This window comes from Vibrio astriarenae (genome assembly GCF_010587385.1).
Classification (GTDB): domain Bacteria; phylum Pseudomonadota; class Gammaproteobacteria; order Enterobacterales; family Vibrionaceae; genus Vibrio; species Vibrio astriarenae.
The window spans coordinates 1,992,346-2,012,732 of the sequence record NZ_CP047475.1; the positions used below are offsets into that span (position 1 = coordinate 1,992,346).

Below are 20,387 nucleotides of genomic sequence, written 5' to 3' on the forward strand. Positions count from 1 at the left end.
CTTCTATGCTATCGACCTTCTTTTGGTAAAAAGTTATCGATGGATTTTTTTAAGAATTCTTCATGCTGCGCACGTTGCTCTTCAGTCAAACCTGCCGCTGGGTTCACATCCAAATCATTAAGCGTGACGTACTCTCGGCCAGCCTTTTGAGTTTCGAAATCTTTTTTAATCGCCTCCAAAAGGTCTGGATTAGTCATTAGCTCTAACCCTTGCGCGGCTAAAGTATGGGAAGCCTGAACAATCGCCTTACGACCAATACTCGAGCCCACTGACGCTGTTACACCCCATTGATGTGCTGGAATATGAAGAGGCCATGCTGAAAAGCCAATGCCCATGGTTGGTACCGTCCAACTCACATCCCCCACATCAGATGAGCCTCCATTCTCTACACCTTTTTGAGGTGCTAATACTTTAGAGAAAAGACCATCCTCCGCTTTACCTGCTTCACGTTGAATTGCTCGTGCAAAGTTTTGTTCTTCCTCCGTCCATTCAACGGGGAAGTAACGATTGAGGTGCTGAGTAATACTGTCTGCAAAGGTATCGTTTGGTAGAATATCGTAGATACCACCTAGGTTTGTTACTTCAGCACGTGTCTGCGTTGAAAGTGCCGCACCTTTCGCCATATCCTCTAACCAAGCTTTATGCTTGCGCACATCATCAGCACTTTTTCCTCGGTAACGAACCAGAACTTTGGCATGATCAGGGATAACGTTCACTGCTGCGCCTCCCTCTAGAATTTGGTAATGCAATCGAGCTGTAGGCTCAAGCTGCTCGCGCATCATATTGGCAGACACGAGAAAAATTTCAGAGGCATGTAGCGCACTACGACCTTCCCATGGTGAAACGCCAGCATGTGCGGTGACACCATGCCACTCGACGATAAGGTCAACCGAAGCCGTTGTATGAAAGTTAACTGCAGTTGTGACATCAAATGGGTGATTATGCAATGCAACATCAATACCATCAAAAGCTCCTGCAGCCACCATATAGTTTTTACCATTTAGAGCTTCTTCCGCAGGGCAACCAAAGACCTTGATCGTGCCTGAAATACCCTCTTTTTCCATATGCTTTTTGAGGGCGATGGCACCGCCAATAGACGCAGGGCCAATCGTGCTATGTCCACAACCATGGCCATTCGTATTTCCATTTTCTGTCGGTTGTTGCGTTGGCGTAACCTTATTACCTAAGCTTGGCAGCGCATCAAACTCAACCATATACCCAATGACAGGCTTGCCGCTTCCCCAAGTCGCAACCCAAGAGGTTTCTAGTCCTGCAATATTGCGCTCGACTATCTCAAAGCCATGCTTTTCAAGTAACGCACTCTCCAGGGCGGAGCTTTCAATCTCTTGATAGCTCAGCTCAGCAAGCTCCCATACTTTTGACGATACGGCCCAAAGCTCATCAGCAATCGCAGTAACTTCATTATCTAGGTTCTGATAGTCAGACATAATTTACCTCTTAGGATCTGTTCATTGTGATTCGATTTTTTCGCTCACGCGAAGTGGGGAAATAATAATCAGAATCAGCCCTTCAACAAACTGCATTAAGACGGATTCAATCCTCAGTTTTAATCGAAGGCCCTGGCGACAAAACCACCTTTCGATACACATGACGCTTGCAGTCTGCCTATTACTGAATATACTGTACAAATATACAGGTATTTTATTATGCATGAATTAATCTCTCACCTAAAAGATAAGCAGTGGCTCTGGCAAGGTAGCCAGCAGCCATCACACATTGATCGTACAAGCACTGGCTTTGATCATTTAGATCAACGACTAGGAGGTGGCTATCCAAATAATGGCGTTATTGAGTTAACAACAGCGCTAGGGATTGGTGAATTACGTCTGCTTCAACCACACTTAGCCGCGGCTTGTGGTGAACGTTTGATCGCTTTAATCGGACTTCCTGATGAGCTTTGCCTGGAGTCTTTTACCTCCATGGGGATCAATTTTTCGCAGCTACTTCTTGTTAACTCCCAAGAGAGTAAGTCACAGCTATGGGCTGCAGAGCAGTGTTTAAAAAGTGGAGCCTGTAGCCATGTTCTTTTGTGGCAAGAGGACATTGAAGTACATCAAGCTCGAAGACTGCAAGTTGCAGCGGAGCAAGGCAGCGCGATTCAGTTTCTTTTTACGCAGCGTCACCAGCGTACCTTCTCCCTACCAGTGAGCTTAAGTATGAATTTGCACGCTCAGCCTTATGGGCTGAATGTCACTATCACTAAACAAAAAGGGGGATGGCCAACTGAACCTTTCTTCGTTGATATGCGCCAATATTGGCCACAGTTAGTGCCAAAACACCTTCTTTCTCAAGGTACTCCTTCAACAGTCGTTCCTTTCCCTATGCAGTTGCAGGGCTAGCTATGTCATTGTGGATTTACCTACATTTTCCTTGTTTACAACTCAACACCTTGTTTACGGATCAAAGTGAAAACGAAGAACAAGCAACGATCATTGTAGATACTCGTCAGCATTGTGTTGTACAAGCAAACTCGTTAGCACTAGAACATGGAGTGAAGTTAGGTATGGGGCTTGGCAGCGCCTCAGCCTTGTGCGCGCAGCTCAATGTTCACCCTTATGATGAGAAGATTGAAGTTCAACGACTAAACCAAGTGGCCCAATGGCTCTATTTAGTCACTTCTGATATCGCACTTTATGCTCCTAATGGATTGTTATTAAAAGCCAGCAATATGCTCACCCTTTATTCTGATCTCAATCGCTATTGGGAGGTCATCGAGCAACATCTAGAACCGCTGCGCTTGTCTTATCAATTTGCAACTGGCTTCTCTCCATTTTCTGCCATGTTACTGGCTAAAAAAGGAATAAATCAAATCACATCGTGTCATGAGACAACCTTAAACTATTTGTCCAAACAATCTCTAAACCTATCAGAACTAGAGAGTAAGCAAGTTGAGCAACTGAATCGAGTCGGCATCAAAAACTTTTCAGAACTACTTAAAATCCCTTTAAAAGAAGTAGCTCGTCGATTCAATATCGATCTGGTGAATTACGTTGGTAGGCTGCTTGGGCAGCTCTCCCACCCTGTTCCATTCTTCCAGCCACAAGAAGCGTTTGAAAGTAGCTTAGAGCTCCTGTATGACATTGAAAATATTCAGTGGTTATACAGACCTCTAACACGCCTATTACAGCAACTTGAAACCTTCTTGACTCTCAGAAATCGAGTGGCTTACGAGCTTAGATTGACCCTATCACAAAGAGATGCAGCCCCAGAAAGCATTATCTTTACCTCTGGTGGCGGTGACTATCGCCATGAGAAGTGGCAAAAGCTGTGTGGATTGACTCTCGAGTCAGTCAAGCTATCTGGTCCTGTTTATCACCTCACCCTCAAAGCCATAAGAACAGGGCAAATGAATCAAGACTACATTGATATTTTTGATGGCGATAAAGGTAATCGAAACGGTGCAGACCTCATCGCACTCCTTCAAGCGAAGCTAGGTAATCATAACGTCACTCGGCCAATTCCTAATGCCGATCACCGGCCAGAAAAATCAACGCGATTTGAACATGCCGATCGCTCTATAAAAGGTTCACAAGATGCCCAAGCAATGACAATCAACCGCCTGCGTCCAACACGTTTGATTAATCCGCCAGCACCACTTGCACACAAAATAGAGTTAGTCCATGGACCTGAGAGAATCGTCACTGGCTGGTGGGACGGAGAGGTGATCACTCGTGACTACTTTGTCGCTTTGACACCTCAATCAGAGTGGCTGTGGGTATTTCGCACTGAGCAAAAACAGTGGTTTTTACATGGCTATTTTAGCTAGTTTCACGGTATCGCTATGTCTTACTCCGAGCTATTTTGTCAAAGCAATTTCTCTTTTTTAACTGGTGCTTCACACCCAGAAGAGCTGGTTCGCCAAGCTGATTTCTTGCGTTACAAAGCGATCGCAATCACTGACGAATGCTCTGTTGCAGGTATCGTACGTGCTCACACTGCAATTAAAGATCATAAGCTTAGAATAAAACAAATCGTTGGCAGCATGCTTTGGCTCAACCAGGAGTGTCAGGTGATCTTACTCTGCCCATCCCGAGAAGCTTATGCGGAATTATGTCGTATCATAACCAATGCGCGCCGCAGAGCTGAGAAAGGCAGCTACGAATTATCAGAGTGGGATTTAATGTCAATAAAGCACTGCTTGGTTATTTGGCTACCGCAAAATAAAGAGTGTGACGAATACTGGGTGCAATGGCTAAATCAGCATCATTCTGCAAGGCTATGGCTAGGTGTTCAACGCCATCTCAACAACGGAGAAGAGGCTTATATCGAACACTGCAAAAGGCTTTCTCGGGAATGGCAGATACCGATTACTGCTTGTGGTGGTGTTCTCTACCATTCCGCTGATCGTTTGCCTTTACAGCACACCCTCACAGCGATTAAACAAGGTTGTAGTGTTGATGAGCTAGGCCACCAGCTGACTCCTAACTGTGAGCAAGCTCTACGTAACCTGGAAAAACTGGCTCACCTTTTCCCTAAAGAGTGGCGAGAAGAAGCCAATCACCTTGCAGATCTCTGCGAGTTTGAGCTGAAGTCACTTAAGTATGAATACCCTAGTGAACTCGTACCCAATAGCTATACACCCATGCAGTACTTACGAGCACTCGTCGCTAATGGCGAGCGCATTCGCTTTCCTAAAGGGGTTCCATCCGATATTCGTCAAACCATTGATAAAGAGCTGGCCCTCATCGAAGAGGTTAAATATCCCTACTACTTTTTAACCATTCATGACCTCGTCATGTTTGCAAAGCGTGAAGGAATTTTTTATCAAGGACGAGGGTCAGCAGCCAATTCCGTCGTCTGCTATTGTTTAGAAATTACCTCTGTCGATCCTCGTCAAATCTCGGTTCTCTTCGAACGATTCATCAGTAAAGAGCGAGATGAGCCGCCTGATATTGATGTCGACTTTGAACATGAGCGCCGAGAAGAGGTCATTCAATACATCTATAAAAAATATGGTCGTGAGCGTGCAGCGCTTGCGGCTACGGTGATCTCGTACCGTTTTAAAAGTGCAGTTAGGGATGTCGGTAAGGCTCTTGGTATCAATGAGACTCAGTTGGATTATTTTATAAAAAACGTCGACCGTCGTGATCGAAGTGCTGGCTGGCAAGGGCAAATCATTCAATTAGGGCTAGACCCTAGTACACTCAAAGGCCAACAATTCATTGCTTTGGTCAATGAAATATTGGGTTTTCCTCGTCACTTATCACAACATGTCGGTGGTTTTGTGATCTCTTCTGGCCCCTTATATGAACTCGTTCCTGTAGAAAATGCGGCTATGGATGAGAGAACCGTTATTCAGTGGGATAAAGACGATCTAGAGAGCCTTGGGCTGCTCAAGGTTGATGTGCTTGCCCTAGGTATGCTTTCGGCAATCCGCAAATGTTTCGCTCTTGTGCATCAGCACTATGGACATCGGCTGACGATTGCAGACATTACTCGCAAACACGATGATCCTGATGTCTACAACATGATCCAGAAAGCCGATACCGTTGGGGTATTTCAGATTGAGTCTAGAGCTCAAATGAGTATGTTGCCTCGATTAAGGCCGCAAACTTATTATGATTTAGTGATTCAGATTGCGATCGTGCGACCAGGGCCAATTCAAGGGGATATGGTACATCCTTTTTTAAAGCGTCGTAATAGGCTTGAACCCGTCTCTTATCCTTCAGAAGAAGTGAAGAGTGTGCTTTCCCGTACAATGGGGGTACCTATTTTCCAAGAACAAGTCATCAAGCTTGCTATGGTAGCCGCAGGGTTCACAGGAGGTGAGGCAGACCAACTACGCCGAGCAATGGCGGCGTGGAAGAAAAACGGCAACCTTGCAAAATTTGAGCAAAAGTTAATTGATGGGATGAAGGCGCGCGGTTACGAAGAGGCATTCGCCAAACAACTGTTTCAGCAAATTTGCGGGTTTGGTGAATATGGATTTCCTGAAAGTCACTCTGCCTCCTTTGCGGTACTTGCTTATTGCTCTGCTTGGTTAAAATTTCACTACTCTACGGCATTTTACACTGCGCTTCTCAATAGCCTGCCAATGGGATTTTATAGTCCATCACAACTGATTCAAGATGCGCAACGCCATCACATCAACGTATTCCCAGTATGTGTGAATCAATCGACCTATGATCACCGCTTGGATGACACCAACCCACAGCAAGCAATTCGGTTGGGCTTAAGAATTATCAAAGGTTTAAGCAATGAAGGTGCGTTACTGCTCATTCAACACCGCCCGATTCAAGGCTATCAACATACCAATCAGCTTAAGCATATTGGTCTTAGTCAAAAGGATCTTAATGCCCTTGCCTCTGCAAACGCGATGCAAGCATTCGCACACAACCGCTATGCGACGCGTTGGCAGATGATGGATAATCTTTCAGATCTTCCTCTATTTGCCAATATGCATGATGACTCTCCCACCACACCCTCAGCACCTAGCGACATGGAGAACTTACTCGAAGATTACGCCGTCACAGGTCTGTCTTTGGGCGAACACCCGATTACTCTATTAGATAAATCCCGATTGCTCCCTCGATTTACCAGAATGAACCAACTCATAACTAAAGCTCATAAATCACTCGTTACCGTCGTAGGAGTTGTGACAGGTAAACAATCACCTGGAACTGCTGGCGGAGTGACCTTTTTTACCCTTGAAGATGACACAGGTAACATTAACGTTGTGGTGTGGAAAGCAACCGCTCGCGCACAAAAACAAGCTTATCTCACCGCTAAGGTATTAATGGTAAAAGGCATACTGGAACGAGAGGGGGAAGTAACGCATGTCATCGCTGGACGATTGATTGATATGAGCGACAAGCTTGGCCAACTCAATAGCCACTCGAGAGAGTTTCACTAAACATAAGTAAGTGTTCCTAAAAGAACAGCCACTAAACCCCGTATTTATTAACATTCTTCGACTTTTCACTATTGGAATCACCAATGGACCGTGAGTCTATATTAGCGCTTCTACAAGAGCTTGCTTATGAGCAAAAAAATGGAACGCCCTTTGCCGTCAAAGCGCTAATTTTTTACATGAAGCAGATACTCAACTCTTATGAACGAGGCGAAACCTCTCTTGACGACAACGATGAACTTGCGATGAGAAACGCGGTTGACCTATGGTTAATTGATGAATGCAAAACCAAGCTGAAGTTGCGAGTGGAACGACAACACAGTTACTAAGCCCAAAAGTGAGGTCAATATCAAATACGCTTTCATAAACAAATCAATGCCACCCGACACTAACAATGATTGAAACTATTATCGGATTATTAGCCCTGACACTGATCTCCATGTTTGTGTGGGTCTACTCCTTATCCCTACGTAAAGCTCGCCTTGAACAGGAAAAAAGAGACAAAGATAAGCTATATAAACAGGTGCTTGCAAAATCACTAGAACAAGAGAAGCAAGAGCGATTGGCGAAGGCAGAGTTTGGCCATATTCCAAGTATTTTCTATGCCGCCAAGGAAGCAGAAAAACGCAACAATTATGTCGATGCTCTTAAATGGTATGAAAAAGCAGGCTTTCTCAACAGTGCATCGGCAATCAAAGCGATCATTAGTATCTGTCAATTGCACCCTGATAACCTTGTATTAAAGGATAAACTTCGCTTTTGGACCCAGGTTAGTAAGGGGATCAGTGGCGATCTAGATGCGACCTATCGAGCCTCGATTATGTTACTCGGTGAAGAGAGCATGATGAACTATCCAGACAAGGCGATAGAGTGGCTAGAACACGCGGCAACTCAAGAACATATCGACTCTATTTTGTTTTTAGGACACTGGTACCAATCAGGTGACAGTGCACAGCAAGATATAGATAAGGCGATTCATTGGAATAGAATCGCCGCAAGACTGGGCTCACCTTTAGGTATGATCCGCGTGGGCTTTCATTATCTTGATGGCGTGGGTACCGAGACAGATACCTTGCGTGCTGCATACTGGTTTGAGCGCGCGTCTGAGCAAGGTAACACAAAAGCCATGCTCTATGCTGGCAAGCTATGGATGGGTAGAAAAAACTCCGTTGCCTACATCTGGCTCTATATCGCCAGTGAGATGGGCGAGCATGACACTCTGCCACTTCGAGATGAAATCGCTCAGACTCTTGGGGTCGATAACATCATCAACCTGCAGGGATTAGCTAAGCCTTTATTAATGAATATTAAAGACGGCTCGGTGGTAAAACACAGCATGACTCGAGCGCTCAATAATTGGTTTCGCCGCTCTGTGCCGATTCCACAGACACAAGCAAATTTGAACTTAAAACTCACCGAAAAAGAGCACCGTATCATTAACCATCTTTCGAGTAGCCAAGTAAAAGAGCCACCAGAAAATGAAATGGTGGCTCTCGAAAGCAGTTAGGACTCTGAGTCACACCATAAAGCGGTGGTTATTTTAGAGGGTCACCTTCTGGCAAGGCATTATGTAACCAAATCGCAAGTCGCTTCTTGATGTTTGCTCCATCAAGTTTGCTTTCTGGCAGCGGTGTGATTTGATTTACCTCCACCAAAAACAGATACACTGCCTTGATTTTAATCGGTTGAGAAGATGCAGGCAGCTCAATTCCCTGCATCTTAGCCATCTTAAAACCCACTTCCAGCGCCTTTTTAACCAGCTTATCTTCGTTAGGTATTTTGGAAACTTTTGACATTCTTATTGCACCTTTCAGAACTGTGTTCTTGCAGTATATCAAAGCCCTAAAAACGAGCAGTTAAGTTGCTCGCAAAGCGACAAATCAAACATTTACTAGAGTGATAACCAATGCCTTAGGGTGAGTAAGGCACGATCCGAAAAATCTAACTCTTTGATCGCCGCTTTAGCCTCAATAGCAAGTTTCGGCTCATCGGTAATTATTCCGTCGACACCCAACAAAAACATTCGCTGCATGGTGGCCGAGTCATTGATCGTCCACACCAAGACTTCTTGCCCCCTTTGCTGAATCTCTAAGATCCGCCATGCCGTTAGCCACTGCCCACTGACCATAAGCAAATCCACTTCACGCTCTAATTGCGACTCGCCGACTGCTGCTGCGTAAATTAATGCATAGCGAAGCTGTTCAGTTAGCTGTTCAAGAAGCTGTTCGGGTAACTGTTCGGGTTTCTGGGCCGCCATCATTTCCATGGTGTAGGCAAGCAACTCACTGTCTAGACTCGAAACGATCATCGCTTGTTGATAATTCGGCAGGAGTTGCGCCATTGCCACCGCTAAATCGAGGCTCCGATTATAGCGTTTAAGTTCAATGTTAAACTCAATATCATCTGCATATTGATCAAGCAGTTCCCTCAGTAAAGGCGGTGGGGTTTGACCTTGCTGTTCATAAACCGCCACGATATCTGAATACGTTGATTCTTCAACAATGAGAGGAGAACCGATCATGCGCCCTAAATCGCGGTCGTGGAAGACGACAATTTGCCCATCTTGGGTCAACTGTACATCGATTTCAGCACTTTTAACTCCGAGTTCAATTGAGTATTGAATGCCCTGCTCACTGTTCTCTGGGTATTTAAAACCCCCTGCGCGATGAGATATGACGTAACCAGAACCATCAGTTTGTACATGCTCAACAAACTGCTTAATGTCACTATAGCCGTTGTAGCTAGCAACAGATACCAACGACACCATTGCCACGATCATCAACATACGTCGGTTGGTATCTTGCTTCAAACCGATAAATCGAGCCTGTTCATTAACTAGCTTGAGGCGCTTTGTTTGCAAGCGCAGCACGTAATACTGGCAACTGGCATAAATAAAGCGATCAAAGAAACTTAGCAGCAACGCAACACCAAACAGCAATGCACCAGCAAGCATCAGCCACGGATATCGCTCTGGGTCAGTGGTTGCCCAATTTAAGATAGGGTTAAGTAAGAACAGCAGCCCCGCCGCAAACATGGCAGCAATGGCAACTCGAGCAAACAACCAAATAAGGTGCCCAATGAGAATATGGGGATAAATAGCCGCACTCAATCGCTTTGCTTGTTTAAAGAGCTCCCACTGCGTGCAGTTTTGAAATAGGCTCAAAGGTAGAGCCAACCACCAGCTTGCCCAATATCTTAAAACGAAAAGAACCACTGGCAGTGTCGCGAGTACCAATAAACCCACAGCAAACCATAAAGCACTCGCTTGATTATCGAGGTAGTAGTTGATGTCCCAATCACTCAATACCAAGCCATAGATCCACCGACCACACCAAAGCACTATCGCTAACAGTAAACTGATGCCAAAAGACTGCGCCAGTAACACCTTAGCCACCCTAAAGCTTCGCTGGACCAGTAACCCGAAGGTATCCAGAATAGAACGCTTACCCACATCATGCTGCGCCAACAAAATACTGATGGTGGAGTGCTCAACGAAAAAGGCAAAACTTAGGTGCGTCACCACCCACAAGCTTAGCAAAAAACCAATCGGCGATAAGAAAAAAGACAACAGCTCTTGATTGGCAATTGCACTTACGCCATGCAACTGCATCAGTTGTGAGGTTAACCATAGATCAAGCGGTACGAAAAGAGTCAGCAGCGTCGCTCGCACCAAGAGAAAACTCGTTAACATCTGAAACCCAGAGGTACGAAGGCGATGCCACATGTAATAAAGGACATGACGGCTACGATGGAAAGTTGCGCTAATCAAAAGCAAAGCGACCTATAAAATAATAACTAGCCGTTATGATAGCACTCCCCTACCGAAGTGAGGAGATGAAACCTGTTACCGATTATGGCTGGATTAGTGAATTCAAGTATCCCCCGTCGCCGCCTAAACAATACACAGCTTTAAGGAAGATCTTGTGTGGCGTAAAATGGCAACTCCTATCCTCCACACTTCACCATAATGCCCCCGTACCAACACGGAGCCATACTAAAACGGCCCGCACCGACTTAACCAAAAGAGATTATCAACATGAAAAAAATCATCGCACTTGCAGCATTAACATTTGGTCTAGTAGCGACAGCACACGCTGATCCAATTCAACAAGCTTGTGAGCAAAACGCCACTCATGCACCATCTGGTGTTGTTGAATCTTGTACTCTACATGGTCATATTGAGAGCCAGCAGCAATCTATTGATTCCATGGCAGACAGCTTAAACGAAGCAGAACACAACCTAGCATTACTTAAAGACGACATTCGTTACGTTAAAAAGTCTGAAGTTGAAAGTGATGTAAAAGAGGTACAAGCGGCCTTTGCTGGGTAAATAAATCACTCGGCCAGGGATGGCAAAAACTCACCTGCCCTTTACACCTAAATCTCTCCTATACTCAGCCGCTAATAATGATAAGATCTGCGCATCAGAATTATCGAGAAACTCTATGTTTATCCATCATGTTAACGGCATCGACTGGTTAGTTATTACCGCTTTCGAAGAGCTGAAACCTCTATTTATCGAAGACGCTGGAACGACCCCCTCTTGCTTCTCTGCTGCGAGTGAACTGAGCTTGATTGACCAAGCTAAACGAGCTTATGGATTTTTGCCTAAGCTCAGCGGTGTAATCACCGATACAGGCACTTTTCAAAGCAAGGATAATCTAGAAGACATGAACCCACAGCTAGCCTGCTTAGTTGAGGGACGTGGTCGTGTGTTTATCTATCATGGCGGGTTTGTGGCTTTCGTGGATGACGAGCAAACCTTTATCACTCGTATGAACTGAGCATGACTCAGGCAGTTGAAATCATTAAGTTTGTTGCCCTAACAAGGAATCGCTGACTTGTAATGAAAAAGGGAGCTTAATGACTTCGCTCCCTAAAAAAGAATCACTCCATACTCGCTTAGCCTCACGTCATCACGAGCAAAGCATTCGCATGATTACGCCTCTTTAAACGCCTTCATCGCTTGAAGATGCTGGGAGATCTTTTTGAATTTATGAGTTTGGGTATCGTCCCAAGTTACTTGGTAGTAGGGTTCTAACTCCGCAGCGGTCTTGGTGTTGTCATGGATCTCATCTTCACGAGACAACACTACCATACAATTGGACTTATTCTTTTCACGGAATTTTTCTACACATTTCGTCGCGATGTCTTCGTACTCTTCAGGGCGATCAATGCGACCTTGCATCGTGATTTCAGGGTGAAGGTTTGGGTTGAACATCACCTGTTTGATGCCACACAAGAAACCAATACGTTCAGACCAGTATGCGCCAAGTCCAACCCCACAGATTAAAGCATCTTTATCTCCAGACTGTTCAATCACCTTCGATACTTCTTTCAGAAGGTGCTGCATATCATGCTTTGGGTGGAGCGTGCTGTAGTTGATAAAGCGAACGTCTTCATCAATAAACTGCAGCTGAAGTACTTTTTCATGGTTACCAGGGCTTGTTGAATCAAAACCATGCAAATAAATAATCATAAGGCATTCCCTTGTTTTTTCTCTGGAGTACACACTGAAGTGCACTCTATACGGTAATTCAGCATTTCTACCTTCAATCTACCATGATTGATAAGGTTTAAAATGAAATGTGAATGGAATTGGTTTGGCTGATTGCCAAAAAGTGATCTCTTTATCACAAATGATAGGCGATAAGTCAAAATTTAACCGTTCAAATACACAGGTATGCGTGACTTATTCAATGCCACAAGCTACTCGCTAGGGCTGTGAAGAAAAGGACTATTCACTCTGGTGATGAGTTGATAGAGGTATGATTTTGCTATTGATTATTCTTGGCGTTCATCGGCGTAAACTGTTGAGCCCCGAATATAAAAAGGCCGTGCTATTTGAACTGATCCACAGTTAGCACGGCCTTTTTAAAGAGATCGAATTACAACCCGAGGAAGCTCTTAGATTGCTGCTTACGAATTTCAGTCTCGTCTGCCCACTCAATAAGGCCTGTTTCCAAGTCCATCAGGCGCATTGTCATTTTGTAGTAAACGTCTTTATCGTTGCCCGCTTGCTTATTAATGCTTGATAGGTTGCCGTACAACATATATTGCGCCCCCACCATTTTACCAAACTGAATGGCCGTGCTCTGATTCACGAGCTCATCATTATTTTGGAAATTTAGCTGGTCACGTACTGACTCCACACGATCCATATCAACGAAGCGGAACTTCCCTGAGTTAAGCATTTTGGTACTGATACTGTCAGTGATTGACTCTGTATCAATGTGCTCAGGCGTTTTGTTCTTGATACGCTCAACAAAAACAATTGGACGCTCATCACGGGTGATTGCCGCGACAGAGCCAGACATCAGCATGCTATCGACCATTTCACCTACGATAGTTTGTAAATCGGTTGAACCAAAATCAATCGTGGTGGTTTCAACGGCTTGTGCATCACCGTAGCTCACCTTGTTTGAACAACCACCAAGAATGACGGCAAGGCCGAGCATTGCAATAACACTTTTTTTCATTTTAATTTCCTGTTTTAAATTAAGCGACGTTTCGACGAAGCTTTCTTTTCGAAGAGACTGACGTTCGACGAAAACTAGTCTGCTTGTCTAATTTGAACTCGGAACTGACGGCCGTTTGGATTCACCGTCACCTCAGAAATAGTTACAATCTCTTCACCACGAACCACCATCTGTTTCCATGGTCCTAGTTTGGTGTTCACTTCTAGGCCTTGATCATCATACCAATAGAAACGGTACTGAATATTTTGATCACCTTTGTAGAAGCTCTCTAGAGTAACAACGCCTCTTACACGACCATCTACCTCAGTAGTAATAATGTCGTTCACTTGTAGACGTTGCCCTAAAACATTGTCACCAAAGATGACATTCTGCTGTTTACTGTCGATTCTGAGTCCGGCAGTCGGTGTCGAACACCCAGCCAAAACAACCAACATTAATGCGACCAGACATTTTTTCATTACAAATTACCTAACTGCTTGTGCCAAACTACTGGCTGATTACCGTGTCGAGAAACCCAAAGTAACACTGTTCTTCCCGCTTCAACCGTAAACGGATACTCCACCCCGTCTACACGTACCGTTTGCTCTCCAGCGGGAATGCGTAATTCACTACCCACTACATACTGAGGTAGAGATTGCCATGAGCGTGTATCGGGTTGCTCTGTCACTGCATTCCATACACTGAATAACGCGTTGCCGACATCATCATCACCCGCAGATCGCTTACGGATTCGGTCTTTCACCCAAACGCGAATCGCCTGTCGAGTCACGGTGCCCAATATCTCCTCCGACAGCGCCTGTTGAGCCATTGCATCAACATCCACTAACAAATCCCCAGAGCTTGAAAAGCCGTTGACCATCAGTGGCGGCCAAGACTGTTGTGACTGACCGGTATAATATGGCAATGCAATAGAATAAATCGTACCGTTGTCGCGACTGTCATAGATAGGTAAATCTAAACGCCAACCTTTCATTGCCTCAACGACGCCACGCTCCTCCACAACAATCACTCTAACGTGCCCATCTTTGAGTACTGGTGTTTGACCATACTCTTTTTCGAGCAGCTCTAAGTCCTGACGCATACCGAGTTTTCTTGCAACTCTTCGCGCACCATCAATAATGGCCTGATTATCTGGCATCACGGCTAGGGCGCGTCGATAATCAACATACGCACTGTTCAAATCTCGCTCTGCTTCGTAAAGCAGTGCAGATAAATAAAACAGATAACCATTTTGAACGGCTTGTAGCTTCTTCCCCGCATTTGGGTATCGAGATAAAACCGTCCCCAAATTAGGCTGGATACCTTGAGATTTGAGCTCACTTTCCGCTGACTTAAGGCTTTTCTCGCGTTTCTGCTTGGCAGCTTCTTGAACTTGATTTGCTCGTCGAATCTCAACCAAAGCTCCTTCTAAATCATTGCTATAAATATAGTTGAGGCCAAGGTAAAGGTGAAGAAAGCCCAGTTCGTAATCACGCGGGTGGTAATCGGTTAAATTGTCGTTGACGGCTAAAGCACCAGCACTCGATAAGCTATCAGTAATAGAAATGACGGGCTTGTCTTGCCATTGACGCACTTGAGTATCAGCGCGCTGCAGAGATGATAGGCTCAAGGCTTCTTGTTCATTTAAGAAAGAGACGCGTCCTAACTCAAAGCTGCCCAACATGGTTTGATCAGCACGACTTTCAAGCGATTTTTGTGCTGCACTATAATCGCCCTGCACGAGTGCATTTCTGGTGGATTGATTGGTCACAGAGTAGTGACTGAATAAATTACTCACAGACAAGTTACTACAAGCAACTAACCCTACCGTTGCCAGCAGCAATACTGCTTTGCGAGAGTATGACTTCAATGGAAGCTCCATCTGGATAAAACACCTAAGCACCTTAAATAACAGTGCTTAGGTTCAATATTAGCTCATTAATAGAGGACCGAGTGGACGACCGCCCACCAAGTGCATGTGGATATGGTACACCTCTTGTCCACCATGAGAGTTGCAGTTCATGATAAGACGGAAACCATCATCAGCAATGCCTTCTTCTTTAGCGATTTTCTTTGCCACTGTAAATAGACGTCCCATCACGAGCTCGTCTTCAGCTTCGATATCATTAACGGTCGGGATAAGCTTATTAGGGATGATCAAAATGTGAACTGGAGCACGTGGGGTGATGTCTCTGAAGGCTGTGACAAGATCATCTTGATAAACGATATCCGATGGAATCTCTTTACGAATGATCTTACTAAATATGGTTTCTTCAGCCATGAGAGCTCCTTGAAATTAAACAAAACTTTAGGTTTGAGTATGCGTCATCTGCTGTCAAAGCACAATATGCGGTAGCCATGCCCTGCCCCCTTCGGCAAGCCTGTTTAATTTACATACAACCAACAGGACTTGATGCATATACAACCTTGCCCAATGACTCATTTATCAACATTGTGTGAAACTAGATGAAATAATTGTATAGCTCGTCAAAAAACGTGCGCAGCATTCTATTTACACTACGCAAATCTTTGATATACACAAAAACTATTCAAGATTTTTATTTTTCAGCCGCTTTGGTTGATATTCGTTGTTATACATGGAGAGAAAAATGAAAGGCTCGGTTATACGTCGTATGTATGCCGGTTTTGCAATTATCATCACCTTGTTTGTCATTTCGACTTACATGATGATCAGTGGCATGAACCAAATCCATACCAACTTCAAGTCGGTTTCTGATGTTGCACTTCCCCTTGTTTCTCAATCAAATGAAACATCAGTGCGCCTTCTATCCGCAGATAAATCATTTAAAGATTACCTTACAACAGAAAACCCAGAACGAATGGCAGAGGCTCGTGAGCAGTTTAATCAAGCACGTGCTGAATTTGATACTGCCTTCCGTGACCTAACATCAATCAGTGGTAACAACGCCCAACTTTCACAACAGATTGAACAACTTAAAGAGCTTGAGACGCGCTACTTTACTGAAGCCAATGTAGCAATGGATAACTACGTTGCGATGTTTGCAGCTCAAGAAGCCGTTCAAGAATCAACTCGTCGCTTCCAACGTCTGCACACAGAACTCAGCGTTGGCATGAAAGAGTACGTGGATGATGCAGAAAGTGCTTCAGTGAAGTTCTTAGCGAAAAGCTACTTCATTAAGCTACGCGATGCGGAAGTGATCACCTCTGACGCCCTTTCAAGCAGCGATGTAAACTTTGTACTAGAAGCCGTGGATGCCAACAAAAAGGCGGTTACTCACCTTAATTACTCTTTCAACGGTTTGGCTAACCAGATGCCTCGCCTAAAAGACAACTTTGGTAACTCAGTGGAAACCTTCACTCAAGACATCGGCCAGAAAGGTGGTGTTTTAGACCAACATAGTCAATATCTGCAATCACGTTACGCTCTCTATGAAAACATCGCGAACCTTGCCGCTGACATCGACTCAGCGATGGCGGTGCTTAACTCGTTTAATGCCGCCGCGTCTTCTGGGCTTGAAGCATCATTAGTAGAAGCGGGCAACGTATACGATCAAGGTGTTATTCGCAGTATTGGTTCACTGGTACTGGTTGTCGTGATGGCGACTGCGATTGGCTATCACATTGCCAACAGTGTGCGTGAGCCTCTAACTCGTATCCTAAAGTCACTTGAGAGCCTGACAGAGGGTGACCTCACTAACCGTATCGAGATTCGCTACAACAACGAATTTAGCCGTGTAAGTGGACACATCAACTCACTTGCTGACAATTTGCATGACATATTGCAGCGTTTGAACAGTGCATCAGATGAACTAACTCAAACCGCTTCAAGTAATGAGAGTACCTCTAACGGTGCAAAGAGCAGCTTGAATACACAACGTGAGCAAACCTCGAGCGTGGCGACTGCGATGACAGAAATGTCACACTCTGTACAAGAAGTAGCAAACAGCGCTCAAAGCTCGCTTTCGATGGTGAAAGAAGTGGAGACCGCTTCAGACTCTGGTCGTCAGATCATGAGCGAAAACATCAGCACGATTAATCAGCTAGAGACCCGCCTAAACGACTCTGTTGATGCTGTTGGCGAGCTGCAGAAAATGAGTAGCCAAATTGGCTCTATTCTAGATGTGATTCGCAACATCGCTGAACAGACTAACCTACTCGCCCTTAATGCAGCGATTGAAGCGGCACGCGCAGGGGAGCAAGGTCGCGGCTTTGCTGTCGTTGCCGATGAGGTTCGTGTCCTTGCACAACGAACGACTGAGTCAACCACCGAAATTGAAAACATGATCAGCAACCTTCAAACAAGCTCGTCGTCTGCGAGCTCAGTCATTGAGAGTTGCATGAGCGATATGGAGCGCTCCGTTCAGCAAGCCTCGAGTGCAAACAGTGCGATGGAAGAGATCCAAGCGCTAATACTAGAGATTAGCCAAATGAGCTCATACATCTCTCAAGCTGCTGGAGAACAAAGTCAAACAACGGCTGGCATTGCTCGCAATATCGAAGAAATCAACTCAATCGCTGACGAGAGCTACCAAGCGATGTCAGAAATCGCTCAAACCAGTGTTAACTTAACTCGTTTAGCTCAAACTCAAAGTGAACTTGTGCACCGTTTTAAACTCTAAGGGTTGAGAGTGCAGCCCTCGTAACAAGTTTATTTTGTGCAAACAACGTAAAAGGGTGGTCATCTTTGATGACCACCCTTGTTTTTTTTCGCTCTCGCCTTTATATCTCTTATGAGTATTCGTTATCTATTTTGCCCAGAGGCATCGCTTTGGACAGTGCGACCCTCTATTAAAGTGCACCCCAATAATGCACTGAGTTCAGGCTAGGACATCATGTGCATTCATAAGACGATACTCACTTATAAGCCGTTTTATAATAATGAGGATAATTATGGCAATTCATGTTGGGATTATCGACCAAGACCCTATCCGTCTGGTTACCCCCCTACTTGACGACCGCAGTGTTGGTCGTCACATCGTATTTATTGGCGACCAGAGCCAAGAGACGATGTTTCAGCGCTTATCCAGCGTGTTGGCTAAACGCGAGATTACTTCCGAGTTCTACCCTATTCCTGATGTGACCAACTCTTCTTTGATTAAACAGTCTGTCACACAGCTCGCAGAAACACTCAAACAGCGCGGTGAAAATATTAAGCTCAATGCCAGCTGTGGCTTAAGACACCGCTTGTTGTCAGTATACGAAGTGTTCCGCTCTTACCGTTGGCCTATTTTTGTTGTCGAACCCAATAGCGATACACTGTGTTGGCTTTACCCCGATGGCATGAAAAATGCCCAGGTTCAAGACCACATCACTATTTCAGATTACTTAACCATTTTTGGTGCTCGTGCTGAGTTTAACGACTATGAACTGCCGCCACTGCTTGACCAAAAGCTCTACCAACTGGGAGAAAAATGGGCAAGCAACGCACTCGAACTCGGGCCTGGCCTTGCCACACTCAACTATCTAGCGACAACATGTCGAAAAGAGCAGTGCTTAGACGTGGCGCTTTCTGAAAAGCAGCAAGGATATCGTGAACTCAATATGTTGCTCGATGATCTCGTGGAAGCAAAAATTGCCAGTTACGAAAATGGTGTTTTGACGTTTGTAAGTGAAGATGCCCGCAGATTCTCCAATGGAGAGTGGCTAGAAACGCTTGTTCACAGCACTGTAAAACAGATTCAAGACACAATGCCTACCATCCAAGACCGCTCTCTCAACGTGCAGGTATACCGCCAATTAGGTGATAGAGAGGTGCGCAATGAACTGGATGTGGCCTCGGTAGTGAATAACAAGCTGCACATTATCGAGTGTAAAACCAAGGGCATGCGTGATGATGGTGATGATACCCTATACAAACTTGAATCGCTCAAAGACCTGCTAGGTGGCCTACAAGCAAGAGCGATGCTCGTGAGTTTTAGACCTTTGCGCTATAACGACATTACTCGTGCAGAAGACTTGGGACTGGCTTTGATCGGCCCTGATGAGCTTAAAGACCTGCGTACTCATCTCACACAATGGTTCCAAGGCGCTGGTGGCGTAGAAGCGCACATTGACAGTTAGCCCACCCTCTCACTGATGATAAAAAAGACCCCGCATTTATATGCGGGGTCTTTCCATCTAAGAAGCGAACTCTGAATTAACTCACGAGTTAAGCGTCATCTTCAGTAAAGTTTGATGGTAGTGTGGTCTTCATCTGATTCCATATTAGGCTACTCTCTATACCGTATTTGCGCACAACATGTAGGATCTCATCGCGATCACCTGTCTCACAAATTTCAAGCAGCTTTTTGTAGAAATCTAACGCCAACTGGCGTGCTTGAGGATTTGAGAAGTAGTAGCTACCTACACGGTCATATAGCTTGCGTAGGCCATTAAATATCAGACCATAAATTTGGTTACCCGAATGGAACGCAAGACGCTGGAACAACATGTAGTCATAGAAGTTAAAAGTACGTGCAACCAAGTTTGCTTGACGAACTTCAGCGTCACGCTCGCCATCGTCTTTCACTTCTTGTTTGATCTTATCTGCATATGGAGAGGCTTCTAAGAAGCTATCCCACGATTCAGCGGCAAGCAAACTTTCACATGATTCGATAATGCTAGTGATCGTGCGCTCTGATGCCTCTTTATTGGCTTTAAAGGCGTAACGCATAAAGATAGGACTGATATTGGTACGCGCGGCAAGTAGGTCCTCGACAATCGACGTCGCATTGTCGGCATCAAGCGTCATCAGCGTATCTAAAATATGCAAACCTGAGGTTTCCATAAACTGATTTACTTTGGTTGGTTTACCGTGTTGAATCGTCAACCAACCGTCACGAGCAAGGCGTTGCAGCACTTCGCGTAGAGTCGTTCGAGTTACACCTATCAGTTCAGACAGTTCACGTTCAGCGGGTAAGATAGAACCTGGTGGAAAACGACCGTTCCAGATACTTTCAATTATGTATTTTTCTGCAAATCCCGCAGGGCTTTTTGCCTTAATAACCATTAAGCTCGATCCAATTCTTTTTGTGACAATTCGACTCATCATACCACTAGATCAGTTGATGCGAAAACAAAGTCTTAAGAATCTTTCA

General features: G+C 44.9%; 17 protein-coding genes and 2 pseudogenes. 10 read left to right on the forward strand and 9 right to left on the reverse strand.

The features are described 5' to 3' along the window. Positions 1-8: 8 nt before the first annotated feature. The gene (locus tag GT360_RS09375; protein WP_164648611.1) at positions 9-1,448 is read right to left on the reverse strand and encodes an amidohydrolase; all 1,440 of its coding nucleotides are present in this window, start codon (positions 1,446-1,448) and stop codon (positions 9-11) included. A 219-nt stretch (positions 1,449-1,667) separates the two neighbouring features. Between GT360_RS09375 and imuA the strand changes: the two genes are divergently transcribed. From imuA to GT360_RS09400, 5 genes are all read left to right on the forward strand, one after another. After that, the gene (gene imuA / locus GT360_RS09380) at positions 1,668-2,360 is read left to right on the forward strand and encodes a translesion DNA synthesis-associated protein ImuA (protein ID WP_164648612.1); all 693 of its coding nucleotides are present in this window, start codon (positions 1,668-1,670) and stop codon (positions 2,358-2,360) included. A gap of 2 nt (positions 2,361-2,362) precedes the next feature. Beyond that, positions 2,363-3,787, forward strand: coding sequence for a Y-family DNA polymerase (locus GT360_RS09385; protein ID WP_164648613.1), 1,425 nt, complete (start codon positions 2,363-2,365; stop codon positions 3,785-3,787). A gap of 15 nt (positions 3,788-3,802) precedes the next feature. Next, positions 3,803-6,874: an error-prone DNA polymerase gene (locus GT360_RS09390; RefSeq protein ID WP_164648614.1), complete on the forward strand. Its 3,072-nt coding sequence runs from the start codon at positions 3,803-3,805 to the stop codon at positions 6,872-6,874. Positions 6,875-6,957: 83 nt separating this feature from the next. After that, entirely contained in the window at positions 6,958-7,200 is a 243-nt protein-coding gene (locus GT360_RS09395) for a hypothetical protein (RefSeq protein ID WP_164648615.1), read from the forward strand. A 65-nt stretch (positions 7,201-7,265) separates the two neighbouring features. Beyond that, entirely contained in the window at positions 7,266-8,378 is a 1,113-nt protein-coding gene (locus tag GT360_RS09400; protein ID WP_164648616.1) for a tetratricopeptide repeat protein, read from the forward strand. A gap of 28 nt (positions 8,379-8,406) precedes the next feature. Here GT360_RS09400 and GT360_RS09405 read toward each other — a convergent pair whose 3' ends face one another. Further along, positions 8,407-8,667 carry a DUF5062 family protein gene (locus GT360_RS09405; RefSeq protein WP_164648617.1) on the reverse strand — a complete coding sequence of 87 codons (261 nt, stop codon included), beginning with the start codon at positions 8,665-8,667 and terminating at the stop codon, positions 8,407-8,409. Between the two features lie 95 nt (positions 8,668-8,762). Further along, positions 8,763-10,562 carry a glycerophosphodiester phosphodiesterase gene (locus tag GT360_RS09410; protein WP_239502543.1) on the reverse strand — a complete coding sequence of 600 codons (1,800 nt, stop codon included), beginning with the start codon at positions 10,560-10,562 and terminating at the stop codon, positions 8,763-8,765. Positions 10,563-10,907: 345 nt separating this feature from the next. On the opposite strand from GT360_RS09410, the gene GT360_RS09415 reads away from it, so the two are divergent. Together GT360_RS09415 and GT360_RS09420 are read left to right on the forward strand one after the other, a co-directional pair. Further along, positions 10,908-11,201 carry a hypothetical protein gene (locus GT360_RS09415; RefSeq protein WP_164648618.1) on the forward strand — a complete coding sequence of 98 codons (294 nt, stop codon included), beginning with the start codon at positions 10,908-10,910 and terminating at the stop codon, positions 11,199-11,201. Positions 11,202-11,316: 115 nt separating this feature from the next. After that, entirely contained in the window at positions 11,317-11,655 is a 339-nt protein-coding gene (locus GT360_RS09420) for a cytosolic protein (RefSeq protein ID WP_164648619.1), read from the forward strand. Positions 11,656-11,810: 155 nt separating this feature from the next. On the opposite strand, the gene ycfP is transcribed toward GT360_RS09420, so the two are convergent. The 5 genes from ycfP to hinT all read right to left on the reverse strand — a co-directional run bounded on the left by ycfP (position 11,811) and on the right by hinT (position 15,610). After that, a complete protein-coding gene (ycfP, locus tag GT360_RS09425) occupies positions 11,811-12,350 on the reverse strand; it encodes an alpha/beta hydrolase YcfP (protein ID WP_164648620.1) in 540 nt (179 codons plus the stop codon). A gap of 409 nt (positions 12,351-12,759) precedes the next feature. Next, positions 12,760-13,350, reverse strand: coding sequence for a penicillin-binding protein activator LpoB (gene lpoB / locus GT360_RS09430; protein WP_164648621.1), 591 nt, complete (start codon positions 13,348-13,350; stop codon positions 12,760-12,762). Between the two features lie 74 nt (positions 13,351-13,424). Continuing rightward, positions 13,425-13,808 carry a YcfL family putative periplasmic lipoprotein gene (locus GT360_RS09435; protein ID WP_164648622.1) on the reverse strand — a complete coding sequence of 128 codons (384 nt, stop codon included), beginning with the start codon at positions 13,806-13,808 and terminating at the stop codon, positions 13,425-13,427. Next, complete coding sequence (locus tag GT360_RS09440; protein WP_204274526.1) at positions 13,808-15,211, reverse strand: COG3014 family protein; 1,404 nt, start codon at positions 15,209-15,211, stop codon at positions 13,808-13,810. The genes GT360_RS09435 and GT360_RS09440 overlap by 1 nt, the downstream gene beginning before the upstream one ends. A 48-nt stretch (positions 15,212-15,259) precedes the next feature. Next, positions 15,260-15,610, reverse strand: a complete 351-nt coding sequence (gene hinT / locus GT360_RS09445) for a purine nucleoside phosphoramidase (RefSeq protein WP_164648624.1) — start codon at positions 15,608-15,610, stop codon at positions 15,260-15,262. A gap of 328 nt (positions 15,611-15,938) precedes the next feature. Between hinT and GT360_RS22065 the strand changes: the two are divergent. From GT360_RS22065 to GT360_RS09455, 3 genes and pseudogenes are all read left to right on the forward strand, one after another. Further along, a pseudogene (locus tag GT360_RS22065) lies at positions 15,939-16,158 on the forward strand (CHASE3 domain-containing protein); the annotation flags it as partial. Between the two features lie 104 nt (positions 16,159-16,262). After that, positions 16,263-17,930: pseudogene (locus GT360_RS09450) on the forward strand (methyl-accepting chemotaxis protein); the annotation flags it as partial. 271 nt (positions 17,931-18,201) lie between these two features. After that, positions 18,202-19,371, forward strand: coding sequence for a DUF1887 family protein (locus tag GT360_RS09455; RefSeq protein WP_164648626.1), 1,170 nt, complete (start codon positions 18,202-18,204; stop codon positions 19,369-19,371). Between the two features lie 88 nt (positions 19,372-19,459). Here the strand turns inward: GT360_RS09455 and fadR are convergent, their stop codons facing one another. Further along, complete coding sequence (fadR, locus tag GT360_RS09460; RefSeq protein ID WP_164648627.1) at positions 19,460-20,299, reverse strand: fatty acid metabolism transcriptional regulator FadR; 840 nt, start codon at positions 20,297-20,299, stop codon at positions 19,460-19,462. Between the last annotated feature and the right edge of the window lie 88 nt (positions 20,300-20,387).